Here is a 19,753-nt window from a genome sequence, read left to right as displayed (position 1 = left end):
GAGTTGAACGTTAATGGCTAAGGAAAATGCAGTAAGAGTCACCCCCAATGACGAATACTATATCTTTGAACTTGACGATTCAGTGACACGGGAACACGTTTACTACAAGACACGTTATGATATTGAGATTGCCGCCGACTTATACTATAGCCGGACGTTAGACAAAGCCAGTCAGCATCCCGCGCTCGTTGTGGGACCGCCATTTGGTGGGGTCAAGGAACAGGGACCAGGCGTCTACGCCAATCAGTTAGCCCAGCGGGGATTTGTGGTGATTGCTTTTGATCCAGCCTACCATGGTTATTCTGGTGGCACGCCGCGAGATAGTGGCTCGCCGGATACTTACGTCGAAGATTTTTCCGCGGCTGTTGATTTTTTGGGAACGTTGTCATATGTTGATCGGCATCGAATTGGCGCCTTGGGAATCTGTGCTTCAGGTGGTTTTGCGCTAGCAGCTGCGGCCCAGGATATGCGTATCAAGGCAGTTGCTACGAGTGTGATGTATGATATCCCCCACTTGGCCAATTTGGCAACCGGGAAGGATCGCGCAGCCCAGTTGGCTGCCTTGAGTGAACAGCGGTGGTCGGATATCTCCGCTAAGCAGGCCAATTACCCCAGCCAGCCAGTGACTGAATTTCCTGAAGGTTTAGATCCAGTGTCGCGGGAGTTCTTCAGTTTCTATGGCTTTAAGCGAGGCTGGCATCCACATGCTTTGTACAATGTAACGAACGTCTCTAATCTGAGCTTCATGAACTTTGAAGCTACGGCTAGAATCAATGAAATCAGTCCTAGACCAGTCATGTTAGTGACGAGTGAAGAGGCCCATTCGAAGGCATTTAGTGAGGAAACTTATGCTAAATTAGCGGAACCTAAAGAATTAGTGGTCGAACCACATGGTCAACACGTTGATTTTTATGATGACGTTTCTGTTATCCCATTTGATAAATTTGAAAAGTTCTTTAATACGAACCTGTAAGGAAACATAAAAAAGGAAGGGAGCTGTAACGATGCAAAATAAACAGCCAATTTATTCAGCCGGAGAAAACAATGTTAAGCAACGGAACCAGGCGTTAGCAACGGGTGATATGAGTCATGGAGCGGACAACTGGTATGAAAGTAATCAAGTGACGAAGACGCCAGTGACTTTCGAAAACCTGTATGGGATGAGCTTGGCCGGCAATCTGTTTGCGCCTAAAGAAGTGCAAGATCGGGCTTTACCAGCAATTATTGTGGGTGCTCCCAACGGCGCAGTTAAGGAGCAGTCGGCGAACCTGTATGCAACTAAGATGGCTGAATATGGCTTCATTGCTTTGGCCTTCGATCAAGTATTCTGGGGTAAGAGTGATGGTCAACCACGTAATGCGATGGCGCCGGAGCTCTATTCTGAAAGCTTCTCAGCCGCCGCGGATTACTTAACGACCTTGGACCAAGTCGACAATGACCGTATCGCGGTGCTAGGAATTTGTGCATCAGGTAGCTTTGCGATTAACGAGCTTAAGGTAGATACACGGCTAAAGGCATTAGCGACGGTTAGTTTAACCGATATGGGCGCAGTGGCTCGAGGACAACGGGACGCGATGGGCGCTCATGCGATGATTGACGAAGCATCGAACACCCGAACTTTAGAGATTGCCGGTCAGGAGACAAGTTATACCAGTGGCACGCCCGAAGAAATTGGGCCGGATTCAGATGCCTTCTCGAAGGAATTCTATGACTTCTATCGGACGCAACGCGGAGCAGCAGCTACAACGACGCATCCAACGCTAACGAGCTTTGCTAAACTATTGAATTTTTATTCGCTGTCTGATATTAAGACCATCTCACCACGACCACTACTCTTTATTGCTGGTGAAAACGCGATGTCACTTGGATTCAGCGAAGATGCCTATAATCAGGCTGATGAACCCAAGGAGCTTGTCAAAGTTAAAAATGCGGGCCACGTTGATTTGTACGACCGGACTGAACTGATTCCGTTTGCCAAATTGAATGACTTTTTCACGAAGAGTTTAGCTAAATAAGCAAGGACTGGACACGTTTCGGCGAAACAACTAAATCGACTTTTTCAGAATGGCATCATCCGTTCTGGAAAAGTCGATTTTTAGGTCCGTTTATGATGTGCCACTTATGGCAAGGGTTGCCCAATATCTGATGAGAGCTGTTTTAAGAAGGCTTCTGCAGCCGCAGAATGATGTTGTCCGTGATGCCACACTAAACTGGTACCAGACGTGAGACGGGGCTGAAATGGTACAAAGACCAGATCGGATTGGTTCGTATTGATAATACCATCAAGACATAAGGCGCTGCCCATGCCCGCCGAGACCATCAGAGAGGCATTGTAGAGCAGGGTGTAGGTTGCCACGACGTTTAATTGGGTGGTATTGCCACCTAGCCAGTCGTTTAGCTGTTCCCTCATGCCGTGTTGCCCCGAAATCAGTAATTTTTCGCCGGCCAGATCAGACAGTTCAAGGTGATCTCTGGTGGCAAAGGGGGAACGGTTAGATACTAGTAAACCCCAACGGCTTTCACCCGGCAGCCGTATAAAGTCATAATCTGTTTTATCACCGGGTTCCATAATGACCCCGAAATCGTAGTAACCGGATTTAATACTCGTTCGAATTTGATCGGCGTTGGTACTGATAACGTCGAGTTGAATGTGCGGGTATTTTTTTTGTAAGCCAGTGAAGGATTGCGCAATATTTAAGAAACTCCGTGCTTCGGAACTCCCAATAACGATGTTGCCACGAATATCCTGGTCTTCATGGATATTCGCGAGTGTTTTATCCGTTAAGGCCAGAATCTGATTAACCTGGTTGGAAAAATATTCACCACTGTCGGTCAGACGAATCGTGCGACTTCCACGATCAAATAGAGTGATACCTAATTCTTCTTCAAGATCATGCAATTGGCGTGAAATAGTCGGCTGTGAGACGTGCAGTTGTAAGGCGGCCCGACTGATATTACGGTTTTGAACGACAGCCTGAAAATAACGTAAAACTCGTAATTCCATAAATATTCCTCCTATGTTCATTACGTATACTTTTTGATTTAATCTAAGCATTAGACATAGACATTGTCAACCCTTATGCTAGTAATTGTTAAGAAGTCAAAGGAGGACATACGATGAGCGTTCAAGATAAAGTTGTGGTTGTCACTGGCGCGTCTAGTGGTATTGGTGAGGCGACCGTTAAAGAATTGACGGCACAGGGGGCCAAAGTGGTCTTTGGAGCTCGGCGACAGAAGAAGCTAGCCTCAGTTGCGCAAACCTTACCTGAGGGTACTTATGCCTATCAAACCGTTGATGTGACTGATTTTTCACAAGTTGAATCACTTGTTCAATTAGCGGTAGACAAGTTCGGCAAGGTTGATGCCCTTTATAATAATGCCGGTATTATGCCAATGGAACCACTCAGTAATGGCAATCGAAAAGCTTGGCAACAGATGTTAGACGTGAATGTGATGGGCGTCTTGAATGGCATCAGTGCCGTCCTACCAATTATGCATCAGCAAGGCTATGGTCATATTTTAACGACGGATTCGCTCGCAGGCTATCGCGTCTATCCCAATGTGGCCGTCTATTCGGGAACCAAATACGCCGTGAGAGCTATCATGGAAGGCCTGCGCCGAGAAGAAATCAAAAATAATATTCGTACCACTGTGGTTGCACCGGGAATGGTCAATACGGAACTTTACAAGTCTATTCCGGATGCAGAAACTGCCCAAAACTTGGTAGATACCTGGAATGAACCGGATCACTCGCTATTACCCAGTGATGTCGCGCAGGCGGTCGCGTATGTGATTGGAACACCACAACGTGTGTCAATTAATGAGTTTAACATTCGGCCAACCGTCGAATTTTAGCGAAATATGTTAAAGGAGCTTTTAAGATGAGAAATCGTGATGCAACGATTGCACACTGGCAAGCACAACAATTAACAAATTTTTCCGCTGCCGACGATTTTCGTGTTTCACCATTTTATGATGATGGTAAAACATATGGCACGCCAACTTGGATTTGGTCAGTCGTGGTAGATGGACACTTATATATTCGGGCCTGGAATGGCTTGAGTTCGCGGTGGCATCGTTCGGCGGTTCAGCAGCGTGCTGGTCGGATGTATCTGGCGGGTGCAAACTATGAAGTCAGTTTTGTTGATGTGGACAGTGCTGATTTGAACAACCAGATTGACCAAGCCTATCAAAAGAAGTACGCGAACAGTTTGTATTTAGATTCGATGATTCAGCAGCGAGCTAGGGTGTCTACTTTAGAGGTCGTTCCTAGGTAAGAAAGGAAGTTGTGATTAAGATGATAACGTTAAATAACGGTGTGGCAATGCCAACATTAGGGTTTGGCGTCTTTCAAATTACTGATTTAGCAGAGTGTGAACAGAGCGTATTAACCGCTTTGAAAACAGGGTATCGCTTAATTGATACGGCGGCAACTTATGGTAATGAGCCAGCTGTCGGTAATGCAATTAAGCGCAGTGACATTGACCGGCAGGATATCTTTATTTCGTCCAAGGTATGGATTCAAGATGCAAGCTATGAAAAAACAATGGCTTCATTTGAGAAGACTTTGGATAATTTGCAGACGGATTACTTGGATCTGTATTTAATCCATATGCCTTATGGTGACTATCACGGTAGTTGGCGCGCCATGGAAGAACTCTATGAAGCCGGGAAGATCAAGGCGATTGGGGTCTGCAATTTTGAAGCGGACCGGCTGGTTGATTTGATTTTGAGCCACCATGTAGTGCCAGCAGTTAACCAAATTGAAATGCATCCCTTCTGGCAAGAGAAGCCGCTACGTTCGGTGATGAAGCACTATGATATTCATACGATGGCGTGGGCACCATTCGCGGAAGGTCAGCAACATTTGTTCACCAATCCAACATTGACGGCTATTGGATCCAAGTACCATAAGACTGCTGCACAAGTCGTTTTACGTTGGCTACAGCAAAATGATATTGTCGCAATTCCTAAGTCGGTGCATGCCGAAAGAATTGCTCAAAATTTTGCCACGAGCGATTTTAACTTGAGTGAGGCCGATTTAGTTCAAATTGAAGCATTGGATCAAAATAAACCATTGATTTTAAATATCCGTGATGTGAATGAGGTTTATCGACTGCATGATATTACATTTGAACAGTAGAAAGGACACTAAAATATGCGAGAAATTCAAGCTTTACAAGCTGATCATAGTGATTTTAAGTCTTTCCATCACACGACGATTGTTCGGCGAGATTTACGTGCCGATGATGTCGCCATTGATGTGAAGTATTGTGGTATTTGTCATTCAGATATTGCCCAGGTCGAGGGTATTGATGATGTTTTTAAGCATCCGATTGTTCCTGGTCATGAGATTACAGGAATTGTGAGTGCCATTGGTTCTGAGGTGAAAGATTTTAAAGTTGGCGACCGTGTCGGAGTGGGTTGCTTTATTGACTCTTGTGGCAAATGTAAGTACTGCCTTGCTGGACAAGAACAATTCTGTGAGAAGGGGTATGTATCTGTCTTTAATACCCCAGATTATGATGGCAAGGTGACTGAAGGCGGTTATTCACAATCGTTGGTTGTTAAGGATCACTTTGTCTTGCACATTCCAGACGCTTTGAGTTTAGCTGAAGCAGCACCATTACTTTGTGCAGGGATTACGACTTACAATCCATTGGTGCGTTATCACATTGGCAAGGGGTCAAAGGTGGCCATCATTGGTTTAGGTGGACTTGGTCATATTGCCGTTCAATTCGCTAATAAGTTAGGTGCAGAAGTCACGGTTTTAGGCCATTCAGATAGTAAGCGGGCCGAGGCCGCCCAATTTGGGGCCACAAGTTATGAAATCTTACGTAAAGATGAGGATTTTGATCGTCTTGCGGGTCAATTTGATTTTATTTTAAACACAGCAGCGATTAAATTGAATTTAGACAATTATCTAAAATTATTGACGGTTAACGGAACCTTTTGCTTTGTTGGGCTCACCATGGAGGAACAACAATTCAATCTGTTCAGTATCTTCAATAAACAGGGAACAATTACCGTTTCAAATGTTGGTGGTATCCCAATGACACAGGATATGCTGAACTTTGCTGCGGCCCATGACGTTAAGCCACAGATTGAAATGGTTGGGATTGATGATGTACCGACTGCTTATCAACGCATCATTGATAGCGACGTTCATTATCGCTTTGTCATTGATATGGAGACGTTGAAGTAATCTCTATGGCTTGAATGCGGTTGAATTTCAGTATATGTTGGATGAGAATCACGCGGTTGCTAAGTAAATAGAATTAATTGACTAGAAGGGATGGGTAACGCCATCTCTTTTTTTTGTGGTTTTTATTAGTTTGATTAAGGCTGACTGAAGGGGTTCGCTGATCTCTTGGGGACTATTAGGCAGTGTATCTTTAAAAAGTATATCGATAAGTGTACAGAATCCGCCAATCGAATAGATAAGGGCTAATTTGTCACTTTTGGAATTAACCCCTTGATTGTTTCTCCAGGGAACGGCGACTGATTGAATTGTGGTGACTATCTTATCCATATGACGGGCGGTTAGAGGTATCAACAGGTCCTGACGGGCTAGTAATTGGAGTGTTTGACGTTTGGGCCACAGAAAGGTGATTAGAAGTTCTGAAATTTTTTCAGAGATTAACGGGGCTGCCAGCAAATATTGATGATAGTTGGCTAAATTAGCAAGAAACATAGCGTCAAGAATCGCTTCCTTTTGACCAAAGTAACGATAATAAGTCCGTCGAGAGTAACCAGACTCTAGAACGAGCTGTTGAACGGTCACCTGATCAAAAGTTTCGTGTTTAAGTAGTCTGAGAAGTGCATCAATGAAGGTCTGCTTGGACTGATTAATGATGATGTCTCGTGGCATGGCACATTTCCCCTCGTTTTGCGGCACATAGCATGCTGCCGTATATTTTATTCAGTGACAATTATATACTGCAATCAAGGGGGAATACATCATGAAAATGGATTCTTATTGGCTATTACCATTACTATTTGTCTGGCATGACTTTGAAGAACTTGTTTTGGTTCCACGATGGTTACGGGGACATAATCCATATATTGGAAAAGAAGCGTTATTCGGAGGTGTGCACCGTTCAGACATTTTAGCAGTTGGCGTTTGGGAAGAACTGTGTCTGTTTATTTAGTGGCCGCAGTAGCTTATTGGTGTGATTATCCACTACTGGTCTTGGCTGCTTCGGTGCCCTATTTTTTACATTTAGTGATGCATCTCATTTTTTGGGTTATTAAACAAGACTATGTTCCGGGCGCTGTGACATCAGTACTTGAACTTCCAATTGGGGGACTGTATGTTCTAAACCTGTCGAGATTAATCCATGAACCCCTTTTACAATGGGTATTGGTGATTACGGTGGCAATTGTCATTTTTGTCATGAATCTTGGTGTGATTCATTGGGGAATGGCGAAACTGATGCGACACTTTTAGCAGGAATTTGTTAATTCAGACACGACTATGGAAGTAGAAAAGGGATTGGGTGTAGTAATTAGAGAGAGTGACAAGTTGAAATTATGGAGATGCGCGAGTGTTTCGTAAAGAAGGCTATAATGATGAGAATGAAGACTACCAACTGACTAGCGGCACTGAACAAGGTATTAAGGCGTTGTCTCGAGCCAGCCGGATATTAAACATTGTAGAGTTCCAGCGTGTACTGGGTGGTAAGCATGGGTTTGTTCAGGAAGATGCGGACGCCAGCTAGTCGGGAACGCCTAGCTCAGATGGAAGAGCATGTCTGCTATACTGAATTGGTGTAGCAGCGGGTGAACAAGAAGTTGGCCGTTGACCTATCACAGACAGAAGTAAAGGCACTAGTCAGCATTAGCGTGATTTATAGGATATCATGGTGTGATCCGGTATCCAATAAAAGTAGTGTAACTTCGTTTTCATTAGTAATTGTGTACATTAAGAGCCAGTCAGCTTCTAAATGGAGCTCATTGATTCCCGCATTGTTGCCTTTAAGCAGATGCCATCGATATTTTCTGACTAATGTTTCGTGATCTTCAGTGACGATGAGTTGCACGACATTTTCAAGTTTTGTGATATCATAGTGCTTTTTTCGTAGTCTTTTAAGATGACGTTCAAACAGTTTAGTTGTTCTGACATGCGTGATCATTGGCCTATTCCTCAGGATACTTTAAATGCTGAATGAAGCCATCCACCGTATAATCTGTCGTATCACCGTTTTTAACGTCTTTTAGCGCTTGTTCTAGGTTCATGGTCAACGAATCATTGGTTGGTCTGAATGGCAAACCATTTTCTTTAATCATCTGTGAGATGAACAAATTGACTGCTGCTGTAAGGTCAATGCCCAAATCTTTAGCAACCTGTTCAGCTTTTTGTTTACGCTCAAGATCCATGCGGATAGTTATACGAGTTTTTTCTGGATTTTTCATAAGTAAGGCCTCGTTTCGTGTACTTTGGTGACAATTCTATCACCATTAGTCATACAACTGAAGCGCTTAGCCTTATTAAGTACGTTGTCCATGGATTTAGCCACGATTTTAAATGCATTAAATCCGGATTAGGGATCTTTTGACAAAGTAACGTTTAGAGACTTTGTCGATGTGGAGAGTCCAGAATGGCGGTGGACTGTTAACTTGAATTAACGAGGTCACGGTGATCACCCCACCAACGATTACCCAGGATTACTTGCCAAAAAGCAGACAAGTTTGAAATTTCAAACCTGACTGCTTTTGGCGTTCGATTAAACAATTAATGTTCTCTCAAACTGACTTCGGTTGCATTTGGTAAATGGCAGCGCCAACAGTCAAATTGCTGCGCTGTCATTTACTTAGTCATATACATATACTTGTAGATCCACTGCGCGCCCACGGAATTATGAACCATGCCGTGGAGCTTCGTATTCATCAAGTAGTAGTTGTAGTTTTGATACAGGGGTGTTTCGGCCTGGTCATCGGCCAGAATTTTTTCAGCTTGGAGCAGTTTCTGCCAGCGTTTGTCAGCACTCAAGTTGTCGGTCGTGGAGTCATTGATCAGTTTGTCGTAGCGCTTATTCTGCCAACCGCCGTAGTTTTGCGGGTTGCTACTGAGCATGGGCTTCAGGAACTCGATTGGGTCGGCAATATCTGCCCCACGACCCCCAATGTAGGCGTCATATTGCCCATTAGTGCTCCGGTGGTAAGCAATCTGGTCGGGGACCGTCTGTAACGAAATGGTCAGTCCAGTAAGCTGCTTTTCGGCGGAGGCCTTGATCAGTTCGGCTAACTTGCTAGAAGCATCGTCCGTAGACGTTAGCAGGGAGAACTTCAACGTCTTTAAGTTAAGTTGGGCGAGCCCCTTCTTCCAGTATGTCTTGGCTAAGCTCGGGTCGTACGTCACACTCTCGCCGGCATCTTGGAGTTTCCCAAAGTCTTCATTTTTAGCGTTGTAGCTCAGATATTTTGTGACCATTCCGGCTGGCTGCAGGGCAGAATTGCTAAAGAGGTCTTTGACGATTTGCTTGCGATCCAGCGTTAAAGAGATGGCTTTGCGGATATTGACATTGTTAAAGGCTTGCTTGAGAGTGGCATCCTTCGACTTTTGGTTGTAGAGAATGTAGTTCATGTACGAGTAAGGGCCAGCGAATAGCCGTTTATCACCCTTGAAGTTTTTGTACTGGTTACTGGACAGGATGGTAAAGTCTAGTTTCTTGGCTTGATAGAGGCTCAGACTGGTTTGGGGAATTGGTTCGTAGAACAAGTTGATTTTGTTCAGCTTGACCTGGTCCTTATCCCAGTATTTATCATTTTTAACGAACGTCCAGTTCTTGCTCTCGGGTTCCCAGTTACTCATCTTGAAGGGGCCGGAATAAACGACCTTGTCAGGGGCGGTGCCGTAACTTTTCCCGTATTTATCGACCAGTTTCTTATCCTGGGGCGAGAAAGCTTGGTAGGTCACTAGCTTGTCAAAATAAGCGATGGGGTGCTCCAAGGTCACCACTAAGGTGTGATCATCCTTGGCGACGGCCCCCAGCTTACTGGCGGGTAATTTGCCAGCGTTAATGGCCATTGCATTTTTGATACCCTTAAATATGTACGGGAACATGGACTTCGTGGCGGGTTTAAGTGAGCGTTGCCACGAGTAAACAAAGCTTTGCGCGTTGATCGGGTCGCCGTTGCTAAACGTAGCACCCTTACGAATCGTAAAGGTGTAGGTCTTCCCGTCCTTAGACACGGTGTGATTGGTAGCTAAGGCAGCCACCACCTTATGATGCTTGTCCACAGTGAGTAGGGTATCAAATAGATTCCCGGTTTGGTCGAATCCCCGTGACTTGGAAATATCTAACGTGGAGACGGAGAAGTTAGACGACAGATTCGTCGTGCGCACCAAGTCCTGATTGGAGACGGCCGACTTGGAACTGCAAGCGGAAAGAGTCACCAGCAACGTTGCAAAAGCAGCTACCACAGCCACTAAACGCAAATGAAACGATACGTGAGACATAAGCGAACCTCCTAATATAAGCTATTAACCACAGCCCTTAGATTATTATCTAAGGAATAACCAGGGATAGTATAGCAGGGTTTGATGGGACTAATTAACTATAAACTATCTCGCTTGAATATAATTAATATTATAAAATTTGTCCATGAGTTTCCAATCCGTTTCAAGCGGTATGTTTAAGGGCTATCTTTAGAAGCTGATCAGGTTAAGTACGAGATATGCAAGAAGCATTACTTAATTGGTGAATGGAAATAGGTCGCATGTGATCTCAGTTCACCTTCCTTTTTCACTGGCAATCACCGCCAAGTCGCCAGCTGATCAGGTACTTGATCTGTATGAAGCCAATTTTTTCTAAAGAAGAGTGACAACTGTTTAGCAGCGGGTGCCACATGACTTGGAAAAGACCTATCAAACAATGAGTCGCCAAAAGGAGAAGAGAAGGATAGGCCGTTTAACTAACCAGCGCTTACTAAAAAACGTCTAAATGAATAAGCAAACATTACTTGCTGTCAGGCCTAATCGAAAGGATTGACAGTTCTTTTTTATAAATTTTGTGAGGAACACGACAAGAAAAAGTATGATGTTTCCGTGCGGTGGAAGCTTTAGTAGCCAGCTGGGCTTTAGGCGTGTAAATAGTAGGCAGGCCAAAATAATAGTGAACGATGATAATATTAAAGGTCAACCTAGTACACATACAAACAGTAGCTGTAATTGTTTGATTGTATGATTGATTATTTCCACATAAAAGTATATGATTAAACCAAGTTGAGGAAAGCGTTTTCTAAAAAGAAGCTGATTTTTTAGTGCGAGGGGAGCTAACATCATGAAACTTTATCAAAAAGCAATTACAGCAACGATTACCGTTCTGGCAGCGTCAATGTTATCGCTGAAAACTGTTCACGCCCAAGTGCTGACTCATGTTTTTGGAAATGGTGAGAATTTAAAATTAATCGCACCAGGTGACTATAAACTAGATGATTTTACGGGGAATAATAACCTTAGTTCGACCTCCGCATGGGTGCTGAAGCAACCAATTCGTATGTTTACCAATGACACACTTTCTGGATTAAGTGCAACTGGTGAGACGATAAGTTCAATTCACAAACCGGGGACAAATTCTCTAACTAGTAACATTTTTCCGTGGGGGGTAGCTTATGCTAAAGATGCGTTCTCCTTATCTGGAAATTCGTTAGCAGAACCTTACTCCGTCAAGCTTTATCACAATTATGGGTCTTGGGAATTGTTGCAAGCACAGATTCCAATTCTGGTGTACCCACAACCGACGATCAAAGAAACCGGACCGTTTACGATTTATCAGAGTGGTAAGTTTGTTAGCGACGATTACGATATTATTCAAGATGATTGGATTAAGCAGGCTTGGACGGGTAATTACTATTTAAACCAAATTACCTTTGACAATGATGGTGGCACGATTACCAACAATGGCGCGACCATTTTAGGGGAGCAAGACCAACGCATTACCGCGGCACCGGGCGCCTATCAAGTGAACTACGTCGAAAACATTGCCAATGAGTTGGCGGATACGTTGGCAGTAAAATCCTCCGTTAAGGCCGACGAAAAATGGCAAGTCTTGGCCACACCAAATGTAACCGCCCCCGCTGCGGTTGAAGCTGAGATGGATACGCCAGTCGATTTGACCCAAAATGCGGCCGTTACGGACGCTGGTCATAGCGACAGCAAGGTTAAGTTTAGCGATGCTGAAGTTACGAACAAGCCGGATGATACCGATATGACGGTCCAGGTTAATGTTCTCAACGATCAACACCAAGCGGTTTCATTAGATAATTTATCCGCACAAAATTTCAAAACGCCAGGTCAATACACGGTGCAATACATCTACAACTACACCGATCAATTTGGCACGCAGTACGCACCGGTTATTTCAGAAACAAAACTTGTTATTAACGGGGCTGATGAGAGTTCGTCAAGTTCGTCAAGTTCCTCAAGTTCATCTAGTTCTTCAAGTTCATCGAGTTCGTCGAGTTCATCAAGCTCCTCAAGCTCCTCAAGTTCATCTAGTTCTTCAAGTTCATCGAGTTCATCGAGTTCATCAAGTTCTTCAAGCTCCTCAAGTTCGTCGAGTTCATCAAGTTCATCAAGCTCCTCAAGTTCTTCAAGCTCCTCAAGCTCGTCGAGTTCATCTAGTTCCTCAAGTTCTTCAAGTTCGTCAACCTCTTCAAGTTCCTCCAGCTCCGAAAGTTCTTCTGATTCTTCAAGTTCATCAAGTTCTTCCAGTGTGCCGAGCTCCTCAAGTTCCACGAGTTCCTCGACCCCATCGAGTTCTTCCAGTGTCCCAGGCTCATCAAGCTCTTCGAGTGATCAGTCAACATCCAGCTCCAATGTTCCTGTCGTTAGTTCCAGCAATGATCAGAACATCCAAAATGGCGGTGACGGTGACGTGATCAACAATGACGGGAATCAGACCGAAACGTCACAAGCAGATCGTACTTCTAGCAAGCCAGTGACTGCTAGCTATGAAAAAGGATCATCTGCTGATCAAATTAGTACGCCGGCTGCTAAGGTAACCTCATCCAAGGTAGCAGCGCAGTCCGCAAAAGCTAACCATCCCAAATCATTGATTCCACAATTAAATGAAAAGAGTGGCCTATCACTACTGTTCGGTGGATTAGTGCTACTGCTGGGAACTTTAGGAATCGCTAAGTTGTACCGCAAGAATAAATAACTATATGTCAGCTATTGATTTTGAGCCGTCCTGTGTTTAGGGACGGCTTTTTTGAATGTAGCGGGGCAATAGACGATCAGGTTTAAACGGAGTCAGATGCCTATTGGCCACGTTTTGACACCATAATGGCGAAGAATCGACTTTTCAGAAGGGCCGCAGCTACCTTTCTAAAAAGTCGATTCTTGAGTTTTATCCTCCTACGTTTACGTGTGTCGAACAGGAAGCAGACACGAATTATAGGTGGCGTAGGCTAGCTGCTGGCCCACATTTTTTACCAAAAAAGGGCGTAATCTCGTCGATTTCGTGTTGCAGAGGTGACACGAGGCGTAGGGGTAATTTCACAATGAGTTGATATGAAAGATAGCAGTAAAAGGTTAACTTAACAGCGGTGATAGCAACAACTCATTAATCAACTGGCAAAGCTGCTTGTTGCTCAGGTGACGTTCTTGACGCTGGAAGGCGTAGCTGTCGCTCTTTAGCATCGCAATTAGCATATCCGTTCTAAATTGGATGGTAGCTGCGGTGGCACTTGGCAAAACGGCCTGCAGGAAAGGAAAAAACAAACGTGATAATTGGTGATAGAGTTCAGTTTGGGTGAAATTGACTTGCGAGTCACTTTCGATGGTTGCTAAGAGGGCGCTATTGGCTTCACGAAAAATAAGATAGTTGCTGAGTAACAGGTGCCAATTGGCGGCGGTCGGCGTTAACGCCCTGTGAGTAGCAATGAATTTTTGAAGGTTATTGTAAACGAGATCTAGGCAGAGGGTTCCCTTATTGGGGTAATTACGGTAGAGGGTTCCAGGACCCAAGTGCGCAGCGGTCGCAATATCTTTCATACTTACCGCGGCAACGCCATCTTTTTGAAATAAATCGGTAGCAGCTGCTAAAATTTTCTGGTGATTCTGAGTTGCGTCTTTACGCATTTTGAACCAGTCCTTTCACTTAGAATCTAACCATAACTCAGACGACCGGACTTGACAAGTGGAGCACACTCCGTTTTGATAAGTGGAGTGTGCTCCATTTATTAAGGACGGTGAAATTATGATCAGTATTATCTATGGGTTGTTAATTGGAGCTTTTGTGAGCTTGATCGGTGGCGGTGGGGCTTCCCTATATTTAGGCGTTTTAACAAGTCAATTAAATGTCCCAACTGCAATTGCAGTGCCCACCTCATTATTTGTGGCATTGCCAGCACTGTTTTTTGGCTTTTTAACCCAGGCACGAATCCGTAACGTGCAGTTCAGGTTAGGTAATTATTTGATTCTAGCAGCGCTACCGGGCATTGTTGGTGGCACGGTGGTCGCTAGATTTATTTCGACACGCGTTTACGATTGGACAGTGGGCGTCGTGTTGGTTGTGATGGGGGGCGTGGTTTTGCTTAAATATTGGCGGCCAACTTCCAAGTCAGCTAGTAAACGACCAGGGTGGGCCATCGTGTTTGGCCTCCTAAGTGGCTTGATGGTTGGAATTGGCGGCCTTAGTGGGGGCGCAACAACGGCTGCTGGACTGAGCATTCTTGGACTGTCGGCCATTGAAGCTGCTGGAACGGCCACCTATGTGCTTTTTTGGATGTCCTTGGTGGGGTTTATCAGCCACTTATTGACGAGTCCAATTGATTGGCAAGTTGGTTTAGGACTTATGGGGGGCGCTGTCGTCGGCGCGATTATCACGCCATTAATCTTACAACGACTGAACTATGTGAAAGTTAATCGCTTATTAACGCCGTTGCTGGGAATGATTATCATTTATTTCGGTGTCAAACTGTTAGTTTAGTGTGAGACGGGCCACACACGATGATGACTTAAATTGAAAGGTCTGCTGGCATCATCAGAGCAGCTTTTTAGGATTGCTAGCAAGAAATAATTCCCTGCATTCTCACCGCTACCGGGAAATTACAATGGCCGAGACCGTGGTGTTTGAATATGGTGTTGGTGAGGAGGGACGTTGTTGAACGCGGCGTTTATAGCAAAAAAAGAACTAAGATCGCTATTTCGAAGATCTTAGTTCTTTGTTGTCGTTAGGTTTAGAAAAAATTCAAGAGTGCTGTGGTGTCACCTATCACTAACTAAGTGAAGTTACGCATGATTCGTTCTTGCTTTGATGGTCGTAGCAAAAATAACGCAATCACTGGCAAGACTGTTGCCGCAATCGCTGCATCACCCTCCGTCGCAGTAGCCACGTCGCGAATGTTTGCCTAAAGTTGGGGTGCAATGTAGCGGTAGGCCTGCGTTTTACCACCGAAGCCCCAATCGTCGGCGTCGACATTCTTGACGACCACGTAACTGGCAGGATTGACGGGGCCGAGAATGGCTTGCATGCCACTAAAAGTCTTGGCGATGAAGCGGGCCTTTTCGTCTCGTGTATTCGTTCCGGTCGTCACTTTGATTTCAATGTAAAAAGTGGCGGTATCTTGGTCAGCTGTGGCCTGGCCGCCGACAAACCAGTGTGCTGGTTCGGCAAATTGTACATCAACGGCGACAACGTCATGGGCCTTGCCCAGGGTATCCGTTGCCAGGGTCGTTAGCAGTTGGGCAACTTGTTGTGCGGTTGTAGTAGATTCTGGTGCAGCGAGTCTCACGTTTAAATAGGGCATGTTGATTTCCTCCTTAGTTGGTTACAAGTCTTAGTATAAGCAGTGGCCTACGCGTTGCCTATATTTAAAATATGGTATAGTTATCGTAAATTACGATAACTAGGAGGGACAACTGTGCAAATTCAGGATCTTAGTCTGTTTCAGACGATGTATACATTGCGGTCGATCAATCGGACTGCGCAACAACGGGGGTATTCGCAATCCAATGTGTCGGCCCGCTTGCAGGCCCTGGAAGATGAGCTGCAGGTGAAACTGTTTGTTCGCAGTTATCAGGGCTTGACGCCCACGGCTGCGGGGGCGGCCTTTAACGCCTATGCCCAAGAGGTGCTGACGGCGACTAGAAAATTGCATGCGCAACTGAACCAGCAAAATAGCGTGACCCACATCGTAATTTCGGAGCTGCTATTTGATTATCTGGTCGTTACGCAGCACAAGTATGATTTAGCCAAGCAACAGTTCACCATCAAGAAATCAACGACGTTAGCAACGACAACTCATGAGACGGCCCAGCTAGTCATTACGTATGCCAACTTTAATGATCCTAAGTATCAGGTCCGAGATCGCGGCTGGTTACAGGCAAGCTATGCAGGGCGTGAAGCAACGTTGAGCGGCAAGCCGCTGTTGGTAAATAGCGATCGCGCTTGTCCGTTTAGACGCGCGTCGTTAGCAACAGCGGAGTCGAAAACGGTCATTAGTGAGGTGGATTCTTGGAATGGCATTGTTGCCTTGGTGAAGGCGGGGGAAGGGGTTGCATTGTTACCCCAGTTTTTGATTCAAGAGAATCGGCTGGTTCAATTAGCGGGTACGGCAAGTCAGCGGATTCCGTATTGGACGTTTGAAAGAAACGTTGAGTAGCCAGCACTAGACGCCACTATGAATGACTAGGTATATGTTTGTGAAGGACGATGAAGCTAGCTCATCAGGCCTAATCAAATAGTCGACTAGAGAATACAAAATGCTGCCAGACCCATAAGAACGGGGATGGCAGTATTTTTGTCTGTCGCAGATATCTTTGCTGACTAAGTGAAGTTACGCATGATTCGTTCTTGCTTTGATGGTCGCAGCAAAAATAACGCAATCACTAGCAAGACTGCCGCCATAATCGCTGCATCACCCACCGTCATTGTTGGATCGGTGCCTTGCCGGAACCCGAAACGTAAGAAGGCCGAAAAGTCCAAGCAAAAATGTAGCAGGATTGGCCACCAGAGACTGCGGGTACGGAGGTAAATTGCGCCCAGCAACAGCCCGAGACCAAACACGCCCACGACCTGGGTCACCGTCATTGCCAGACTTTGATGGAAGAGGTTGATCATGTGGGTCAATGAAAAAATCAGACTGCTGATTAAGACGGCCCAAATCACCGCAGTTGATCGCTTTCCGCGGCATTGTGCGACGATGCCACCCAAAATCATTCCGCGAAAAAGATACTCCTCAAAAAAGGCGACCAAAGCAGCAGCAATCCCATACAGGCAAAATTTTAAAATAGGCGTCTGGCCTAGTTTTTGACCAACAAAGGTTAATAATAGCAAGATATAAACCAGCGTTACAGTGTTTGTGATTAGTTGGGACCTAAAAGATAAATCGGATTTGAAATGGATGCTAATCTTCACCCAATATCGATTTAAGAGATAGAAAACAAGTGCTAGTGTCAGCTCTTGGAAGATGATGGCGTGCACATCACTCAGTCTTAGCACACTTACAACCCAACCTAGTCCAAACAACAGTAATACACAGCCGACCCACGATAGACCTAATTGTAAATTTTTGCGTTGATTCATTTTCCCTCACTCCATTTCAATGCTTCTTATTATAGAAGTGGCGGGGCACAAATACGATAGATCGACCGTCTTAGTTATCGAGACATGCTGGTTTTAAAGGGTTTTGCCGTGTCTTTTAGATATAGACGGGTTTATCGGGTCATGCAATCGTCTAAGTGCGTACACTGGAATTAGAAACCTGAAGGGGGAACTGTTATGTTTAATCATCGTTTTTATATCCAGCATCGTTTTGGCTGGGGAGTACTATTGGTCTTCTTAAATCGACAAGTTCTTAGTCAATTGATTCACAGGACGCTCACACTCTCTGTTCAGCACTATTCACAAATCTTTGATCTGTTTTTCGGTGTTTTCGGCATCATGCTGATCCTAACCAGTCTTTTCATTTTTCCTAAACCCGAGGAACGATTGACTCATCACCATTAGTAGCAGCCGCTCGTGGCGCTTCATTTTTAAAGAAGATGATGATCAGCAAACTAATGGTCAGAAAGCAGAGCAACGTAAAGTGGCCTGCTACGATGCCGATGGTATGGTATTCGTCTGCTGTCACCAACTTTTCGCCAACCCCTAAGCTCAGCAAGACGATACTGACGATGGCATTGAGCAGGACACCTGCCAAAAAGCTTACTTCTAATTTCACGCGCTGCCGCCGTAGTTTGAACCGGTCCCATTGCGAAAAGTGCGTTAAAAATACAATCGTGTTGATGATCAACAATAGCGGCACATAAGGCATATGGAGGCCAAACACTGAATAAATACTAAGATAGGTTAGTATCAGCCATAAAATATTTAATGAATAGGTGACTTTAGTGAGCTTTTTTGTCCGCAAAGTCGTTTGTTCTGCCTGTTGATAGTGTGTTAAGAGGTGATTGTCGCGTAACAAGTCGTCCAATGCCACCGCGTATAAATCACTCAACCGGACCAAGCTCGCGACATCTGGATAACTGCGATTATTTTCCCAGCCAGAGATGGTTTTGCGTGAGACGTGAATCGTTGTTGCCACCTGCGCCTGCGTTAGTTCTTTAGCTAAACGACACGCCTTCAATTTTTCGCCAATTGTCATGCTTGGTTCCTCCCTCATAAATTATCTTACGCCATTTCAGCCTAACCGGACGGCTTAATGTGGTGCTGTGCAGGAAGAAAATAACGTGACATACTAATATAGTCAGAACAAGTTAGCTAGGGAACCTAACGCGTCTAATCGAGCAGAATTTCGATATTGCTTACCGCAAACTCAAAACTGAGAAACCACCGCAAGCGTTCAATAGCTTAAAATCGTAGTTTGCGAAATAAAGCGTCGCCATCAACATCACCGTGATAGCCAAAAGTAGGCCAAGCATTTAGCCCATCCCCCGTTTTTCGCGGGATGAAGTGAAAATGAACGTGCGGCACCGACTGGCCAGCTGGTTTGCCGTCTGCACAGAGGAGGTTATAGCTGTCAAAACCGGCAGCTAAACTCTGTGTGCCCAGTTCCGTGATCAGGGTCATGATGGCCAGTAGTGATTGGTCGTCCGCCACTTCTAGGCTAGCAAAGTGCTGCTTCGGGAAAACGATGATATGGCCAGGGACTTCTTGCTCCAAGGCCATGATGGCCATCGCCAAGTCATTTTGGTGAATCATCTTGCTTGGAACTTTACCAGCGATGATCTGACAGAAGATACATTCAGGTTGCATGGGCGCTTCACCTTACTTTTTGCCTAACGTAACACGGTAACTGCGCATCCGCAATTTGCACGGGTCAATTGCAGAAAAATTGAGTGTGTTTTGAATGACAACGCCCATACCGGTTGTGTAGAAGACAACTGGCTGGCAACTAAAAAGCAACTAGGCTCTGGCTTTTAAGGGCCTGGTTGTTTTTAGCTTCACTTAAAATTCAAGGGCTGTTCATGATTCAGTACGGAGATATCGCCGATTACGAGGCCTATAGATAATAACCTGTATAATGTTTAGTGTCACATAATTATTTTTGTAGCTAATTGTTCTTCTGGAAGATTAACAGCTTGAATGTCAGCGTGGCCGCACTTATAATGTGAGTATAGTTAAGAACCCCATGAAAAGATTAGCAGTAAAAACGGTTCAGACGATATAAAATATAATATAACTTGTTAGTCGTAAGCCTACGTAAAAATATTGACATATAAAACAGGAAAAGGTGTAATCCGTTGTCGAAACATGGTTATTTTAGATGGCTAGTCGAAAGTGAGTAAAAATCAGACTGG

21 protein-coding genes and 1 pseudogene are annotated in these 19,753 nt (G+C 44.8%); 11 read left to right on the top strand and 11 right to left on the bottom strand.

Translation table 11 applies throughout. The features are described from left to right. Positions 1 to 13: 13 nt before the first annotated feature. Together FAY32_RS08380 and FAY32_RS08375 are read left to right on the top strand one after the other, a co-directional pair. On the top strand, positions 14 to 973 hold the full coding sequence (locus FAY32_RS08380; protein WP_143462991.1) for an alpha/beta hydrolase: 960 nt from the start codon (positions 14 to 16) through the stop codon (positions 971 to 973). A 31-nt stretch (positions 974 to 1,004) separates the two neighbouring features. After that, on the top strand, positions 1,005 to 2,015 hold the full coding sequence (locus FAY32_RS08375; RefSeq protein WP_225428316.1) for an alpha/beta hydrolase: 1,011 nt from the start codon (positions 1,005 to 1,007) through the stop codon (positions 2,013 to 2,015). A 104-nt stretch (positions 2,016 to 2,119) separates the two neighbouring features. Here FAY32_RS08375 and FAY32_RS08370 read toward each other — a convergent pair whose 3' ends face one another. After that, complete coding sequence (locus FAY32_RS08370) at positions 2,120 to 3,004, bottom strand: LysR family transcriptional regulator (RefSeq protein ID WP_143462990.1); 885 nt, start codon at positions 3,002 to 3,004, stop codon at positions 2,120 to 2,122. Between the two features lie 113 nt (positions 3,005 to 3,117). Here FAY32_RS08370 and FAY32_RS08365 point away from each other — a divergent pair, with 113 nt between their 5' ends. The 4 genes from FAY32_RS08365 to FAY32_RS08350 are packed head-to-tail and all read left to right on the top strand — an operon-like array spanning position 3,118 to position 6,205. Further along, a complete protein-coding gene (locus FAY32_RS08365) occupies positions 3,118 to 3,855 on the top strand; it encodes an SDR family oxidoreductase (RefSeq protein ID WP_143462989.1) in 738 nt (245 codons plus the stop codon). A 26-nt stretch (positions 3,856 to 3,881) separates the two neighbouring features. Next, positions 3,882 to 4,277: a DUF2255 family protein gene (locus FAY32_RS08360; RefSeq protein WP_143462988.1), complete on the top strand. Its 396-nt coding sequence runs from the start codon at positions 3,882 to 3,884 to the stop codon at positions 4,275 to 4,277. A 14-nt stretch (positions 4,278 to 4,291) separates the two neighbouring features. Further along, complete coding sequence (locus FAY32_RS08355) at positions 4,292 to 5,143, top strand: aldo/keto reductase (protein ID WP_143463102.1); 852 nt, start codon at positions 4,292 to 4,294, stop codon at positions 5,141 to 5,143. A 15-nt stretch (positions 5,144 to 5,158) separates the two neighbouring features. Then, on the top strand, positions 5,159 to 6,205 hold the full coding sequence (locus FAY32_RS08350; RefSeq protein WP_143462987.1) for an NAD(P)-dependent alcohol dehydrogenase: 1,047 nt from the start codon (positions 5,159 to 5,161) through the stop codon (positions 6,203 to 6,205). An 81-nt stretch (positions 6,206 to 6,286) separates the two neighbouring features. On the opposite strand, the gene FAY32_RS08345 is transcribed toward FAY32_RS08350, so the two are convergent. After that, the gene (locus FAY32_RS08345) at positions 6,287 to 6,871 is read right to left on the bottom strand and encodes a TetR/AcrR family transcriptional regulator (RefSeq protein ID WP_143462986.1); all 585 of its coding nucleotides are present in this window, start codon (positions 6,869 to 6,871) and stop codon (positions 6,287 to 6,289) included. Between the two features lie 91 nt (positions 6,872 to 6,962). On the opposite strand from FAY32_RS08345, the pseudogene FAY32_RS15075 reads away from it, so the two are divergent. Together FAY32_RS15075 and FAY32_RS14810 are read left to right on the top strand one after the other, a co-directional pair. After that, positions 6,963 to 7,450 (top strand): annotated as a pseudogene (locus FAY32_RS15075) (HXXEE domain-containing protein). Between the two features lie 97 nt (positions 7,451 to 7,547). Next, the gene (locus tag FAY32_RS14810) at positions 7,548 to 7,721 is read left to right on the top strand and encodes a hypothetical protein (protein ID WP_191988166.1); all 174 of its coding nucleotides are present in this window, start codon (positions 7,548 to 7,550) and stop codon (positions 7,719 to 7,721) included. A 129-nt stretch (positions 7,722 to 7,850) separates the two neighbouring features. On the opposite strand, the gene FAY32_RS08335 is transcribed toward FAY32_RS14810, so the two are convergent. The 4 genes from FAY32_RS08335 to FAY32_RS14620 form a co-directional block, all read right to left on the bottom strand. Next, on the bottom strand, positions 7,851 to 8,135 hold the full coding sequence (locus FAY32_RS08335; RefSeq protein ID WP_143462985.1) for a type II toxin-antitoxin system RelE/ParE family toxin: 285 nt from the start codon (positions 8,133 to 8,135) through the stop codon (positions 7,851 to 7,853). A 4-nt stretch (positions 8,136 to 8,139) separates the two neighbouring features. Next, a complete protein-coding gene (locus tag FAY32_RS08330) occupies positions 8,140 to 8,415 on the bottom strand; it encodes a type II toxin-antitoxin system RelB/DinJ family antitoxin (protein ID WP_143462984.1) in 276 nt (91 codons plus the stop codon). A gap of 394 nt (positions 8,416 to 8,809) precedes the next feature. Then, on the bottom strand, positions 8,810 to 10,462 hold the full coding sequence (locus tag FAY32_RS08325) for a peptide ABC transporter substrate-binding protein (protein WP_225428314.1): 1,653 nt from the start codon (positions 10,460 to 10,462) through the stop codon (positions 8,810 to 8,812). A 1,872-nt stretch (positions 10,463 to 12,334) separates the two neighbouring features. After that, positions 12,335 to 12,742 (bottom strand): hypothetical protein, encoded by a 408-nt coding sequence (locus FAY32_RS14620; RefSeq protein WP_158727566.1) that lies wholly within the window; start codon positions 12,740 to 12,742, stop codon positions 12,335 to 12,337. 139 nt (positions 12,743 to 12,881) lie between these two features. Between FAY32_RS14620 and FAY32_RS14615 the strand changes: the two genes are divergently transcribed. Further along, positions 12,882 to 13,166: a hypothetical protein gene (locus tag FAY32_RS14615; protein WP_158727565.1), complete on the top strand. Its 285-nt coding sequence runs from the start codon at positions 12,882 to 12,884 to the stop codon at positions 13,164 to 13,166. A 374-nt stretch (positions 13,167 to 13,540) separates the two neighbouring features. Here FAY32_RS14615 and FAY32_RS08315 read toward each other — a convergent pair whose 3' ends face one another. Continuing rightward, positions 13,541 to 14,089 (bottom strand): TetR/AcrR family transcriptional regulator, encoded by a 549-nt coding sequence (locus FAY32_RS08315; RefSeq protein ID WP_143462983.1) that lies wholly within the window; start codon positions 14,087 to 14,089, stop codon positions 13,541 to 13,543. A 118-nt stretch (positions 14,090 to 14,207) separates the two neighbouring features. Between FAY32_RS08315 and FAY32_RS08310 the strand changes: the two genes are divergently transcribed. Beyond that, the gene (locus FAY32_RS08310; RefSeq protein ID WP_143462982.1) at positions 14,208 to 14,939 is read left to right on the top strand and encodes a sulfite exporter TauE/SafE family protein; all 732 of its coding nucleotides are present in this window, start codon (positions 14,208 to 14,210) and stop codon (positions 14,937 to 14,939) included. Positions 14,940 to 15,360: 421 nt separating this feature from the next. On the opposite strand, the gene FAY32_RS08305 is transcribed toward FAY32_RS08310, so the two are convergent. After that, positions 15,361 to 15,759 carry a tautomerase family protein gene (locus FAY32_RS08305; protein ID WP_143462981.1) on the bottom strand — a complete coding sequence of 133 codons (399 nt, stop codon included), beginning with the start codon at positions 15,757 to 15,759 and terminating at the stop codon, positions 15,361 to 15,363. A gap of 114 nt (positions 15,760 to 15,873) precedes the next feature. Between FAY32_RS08305 and FAY32_RS08300 the strand changes: the two genes are divergently transcribed. Next, positions 15,874 to 16,614 (top strand): LysR family transcriptional regulator, encoded by a 741-nt coding sequence (locus tag FAY32_RS08300; protein ID WP_143462980.1) that lies wholly within the window; start codon positions 15,874 to 15,876, stop codon positions 16,612 to 16,614. A 164-nt stretch (positions 16,615 to 16,778) separates the two neighbouring features. Here FAY32_RS08300 and FAY32_RS08295 read toward each other — a convergent pair whose 3' ends face one another. The 3 genes from FAY32_RS08295 to FAY32_RS08285 form a co-directional block, all read right to left on the bottom strand. Further along, the gene (locus tag FAY32_RS08295) at positions 16,779 to 17,288 is read right to left on the bottom strand and encodes a CPBP family intramembrane glutamic endopeptidase (protein ID WP_158727564.1); all 510 of its coding nucleotides are present in this window, start codon (positions 17,286 to 17,288) and stop codon (positions 16,779 to 16,781) included. A gap of 637 nt (positions 17,289 to 17,925) precedes the next feature. Beyond that, positions 17,926 to 18,597, bottom strand: coding sequence for a helix-turn-helix domain-containing protein (locus FAY32_RS08290; RefSeq protein WP_158727563.1), 672 nt, complete (start codon positions 18,595 to 18,597; stop codon positions 17,926 to 17,928). Positions 18,598 to 18,803: 206 nt separating this feature from the next. Next, on the bottom strand, positions 18,804 to 19,208 hold the full coding sequence (locus FAY32_RS08285) for an HIT family protein (protein WP_143462977.1): 405 nt from the start codon (positions 19,206 to 19,208) through the stop codon (positions 18,804 to 18,806). Between the last annotated feature and the right edge of the window lie 545 nt (positions 19,209 to 19,753).

This window comes from Levilactobacillus enshiensis (genome assembly GCF_007115095.1).
Classification (GTDB): domain Bacteria; phylum Bacillota; class Bacilli; order Lactobacillales; family Lactobacillaceae; genus Levilactobacillus; species Levilactobacillus enshiensis.
This window is presented reverse-complemented; position numbering and strand designations above follow the sequence as displayed.

Bases quoted from the DNA above. Each gene is read 5' to 3' on its own strand.
- FAY32_RS08380 (WP_143462991.1), top strand. From the start codon at position 14: ATGGCTAAGGAAAATGCAGTAAGAGTCACCCCCAATGACGAATACTAT.
- FAY32_RS08375 (WP_225428316.1), top strand. From the start codon at position 1,005: ATGCAAAATAAACAGCCAATTTATTCAGCCGGAGAAAACAATGTTAAG.
- FAY32_RS08370 (WP_143462990.1), bottom strand. From the start codon at position 3,004: ATGGAATTACGAGTTTTACGTTATTTTCAGGCTGTCGTTCAAAACCGT.
- FAY32_RS08365 (WP_143462989.1), top strand. From the start codon at position 3,118: ATGAGCGTTCAAGATAAAGTTGTGGTTGTCACTGGCGCGTCTAGTGGT.
- FAY32_RS08360 (WP_143462988.1), top strand. From the start codon at position 3,882: ATGAGAAATCGTGATGCAACGATTGCACACTGGCAAGCACAACAATTA.
- FAY32_RS08350 (WP_143462987.1), top strand. From the start codon at position 5,159: ATGCGAGAAATTCAAGCTTTACAAGCTGATCATAGTGATTTTAAGTCT.
- FAY32_RS08345 (WP_143462986.1), bottom strand. From the start codon at position 6,871: ATGCCACGAGACATCATCATTAATCAGTCCAAGCAGACCTTCATTGAT.
- FAY32_RS08335 (WP_143462985.1), bottom strand. From the start codon at position 8,135: ATGATCACGCATGTCAGAACAACTAAACTGTTTGAACGTCATCTTAAA.
- FAY32_RS08330 (WP_143462984.1), bottom strand. From the start codon at position 8,415: ATGAAAAATCCAGAAAAAACTCGTATAACTATCCGCATGGATCTTGAG.
- FAY32_RS08325 (WP_225428314.1), bottom strand. From the start codon at position 10,462: ATGTCTCACGTATCGTTTCATTTGCGTTTAGTGGCTGTGGTAGCTGCT.
- FAY32_RS08315 (WP_143462983.1), bottom strand. From the start codon at position 14,089: ATGCGTAAAGACGCAACTCAGAATCACCAGAAAATTTTAGCAGCTGCT.
- FAY32_RS08310 (WP_143462982.1), top strand. From the start codon at position 14,208: ATGATCAGTATTATCTATGGGTTGTTAATTGGAGCTTTTGTGAGCTTG.
- FAY32_RS08305 (WP_143462981.1), bottom strand. From the start codon at position 15,759: ATGCCCTATTTAAACGTGAGACTCGCTGCACCAGAATCTACTACAACC.
- FAY32_RS08290 (WP_158727563.1), bottom strand. From the start codon at position 18,597: ATGACAATTGGCGAAAAATTGAAGGCGTGTCGTTTAGCTAAAGAACTA.
- FAY32_RS08285 (WP_143462977.1), bottom strand. From the start codon at position 19,208: ATGCAACCTGAATGTATCTTCTGTCAGATCATCGCTGGTAAAGTTCCA.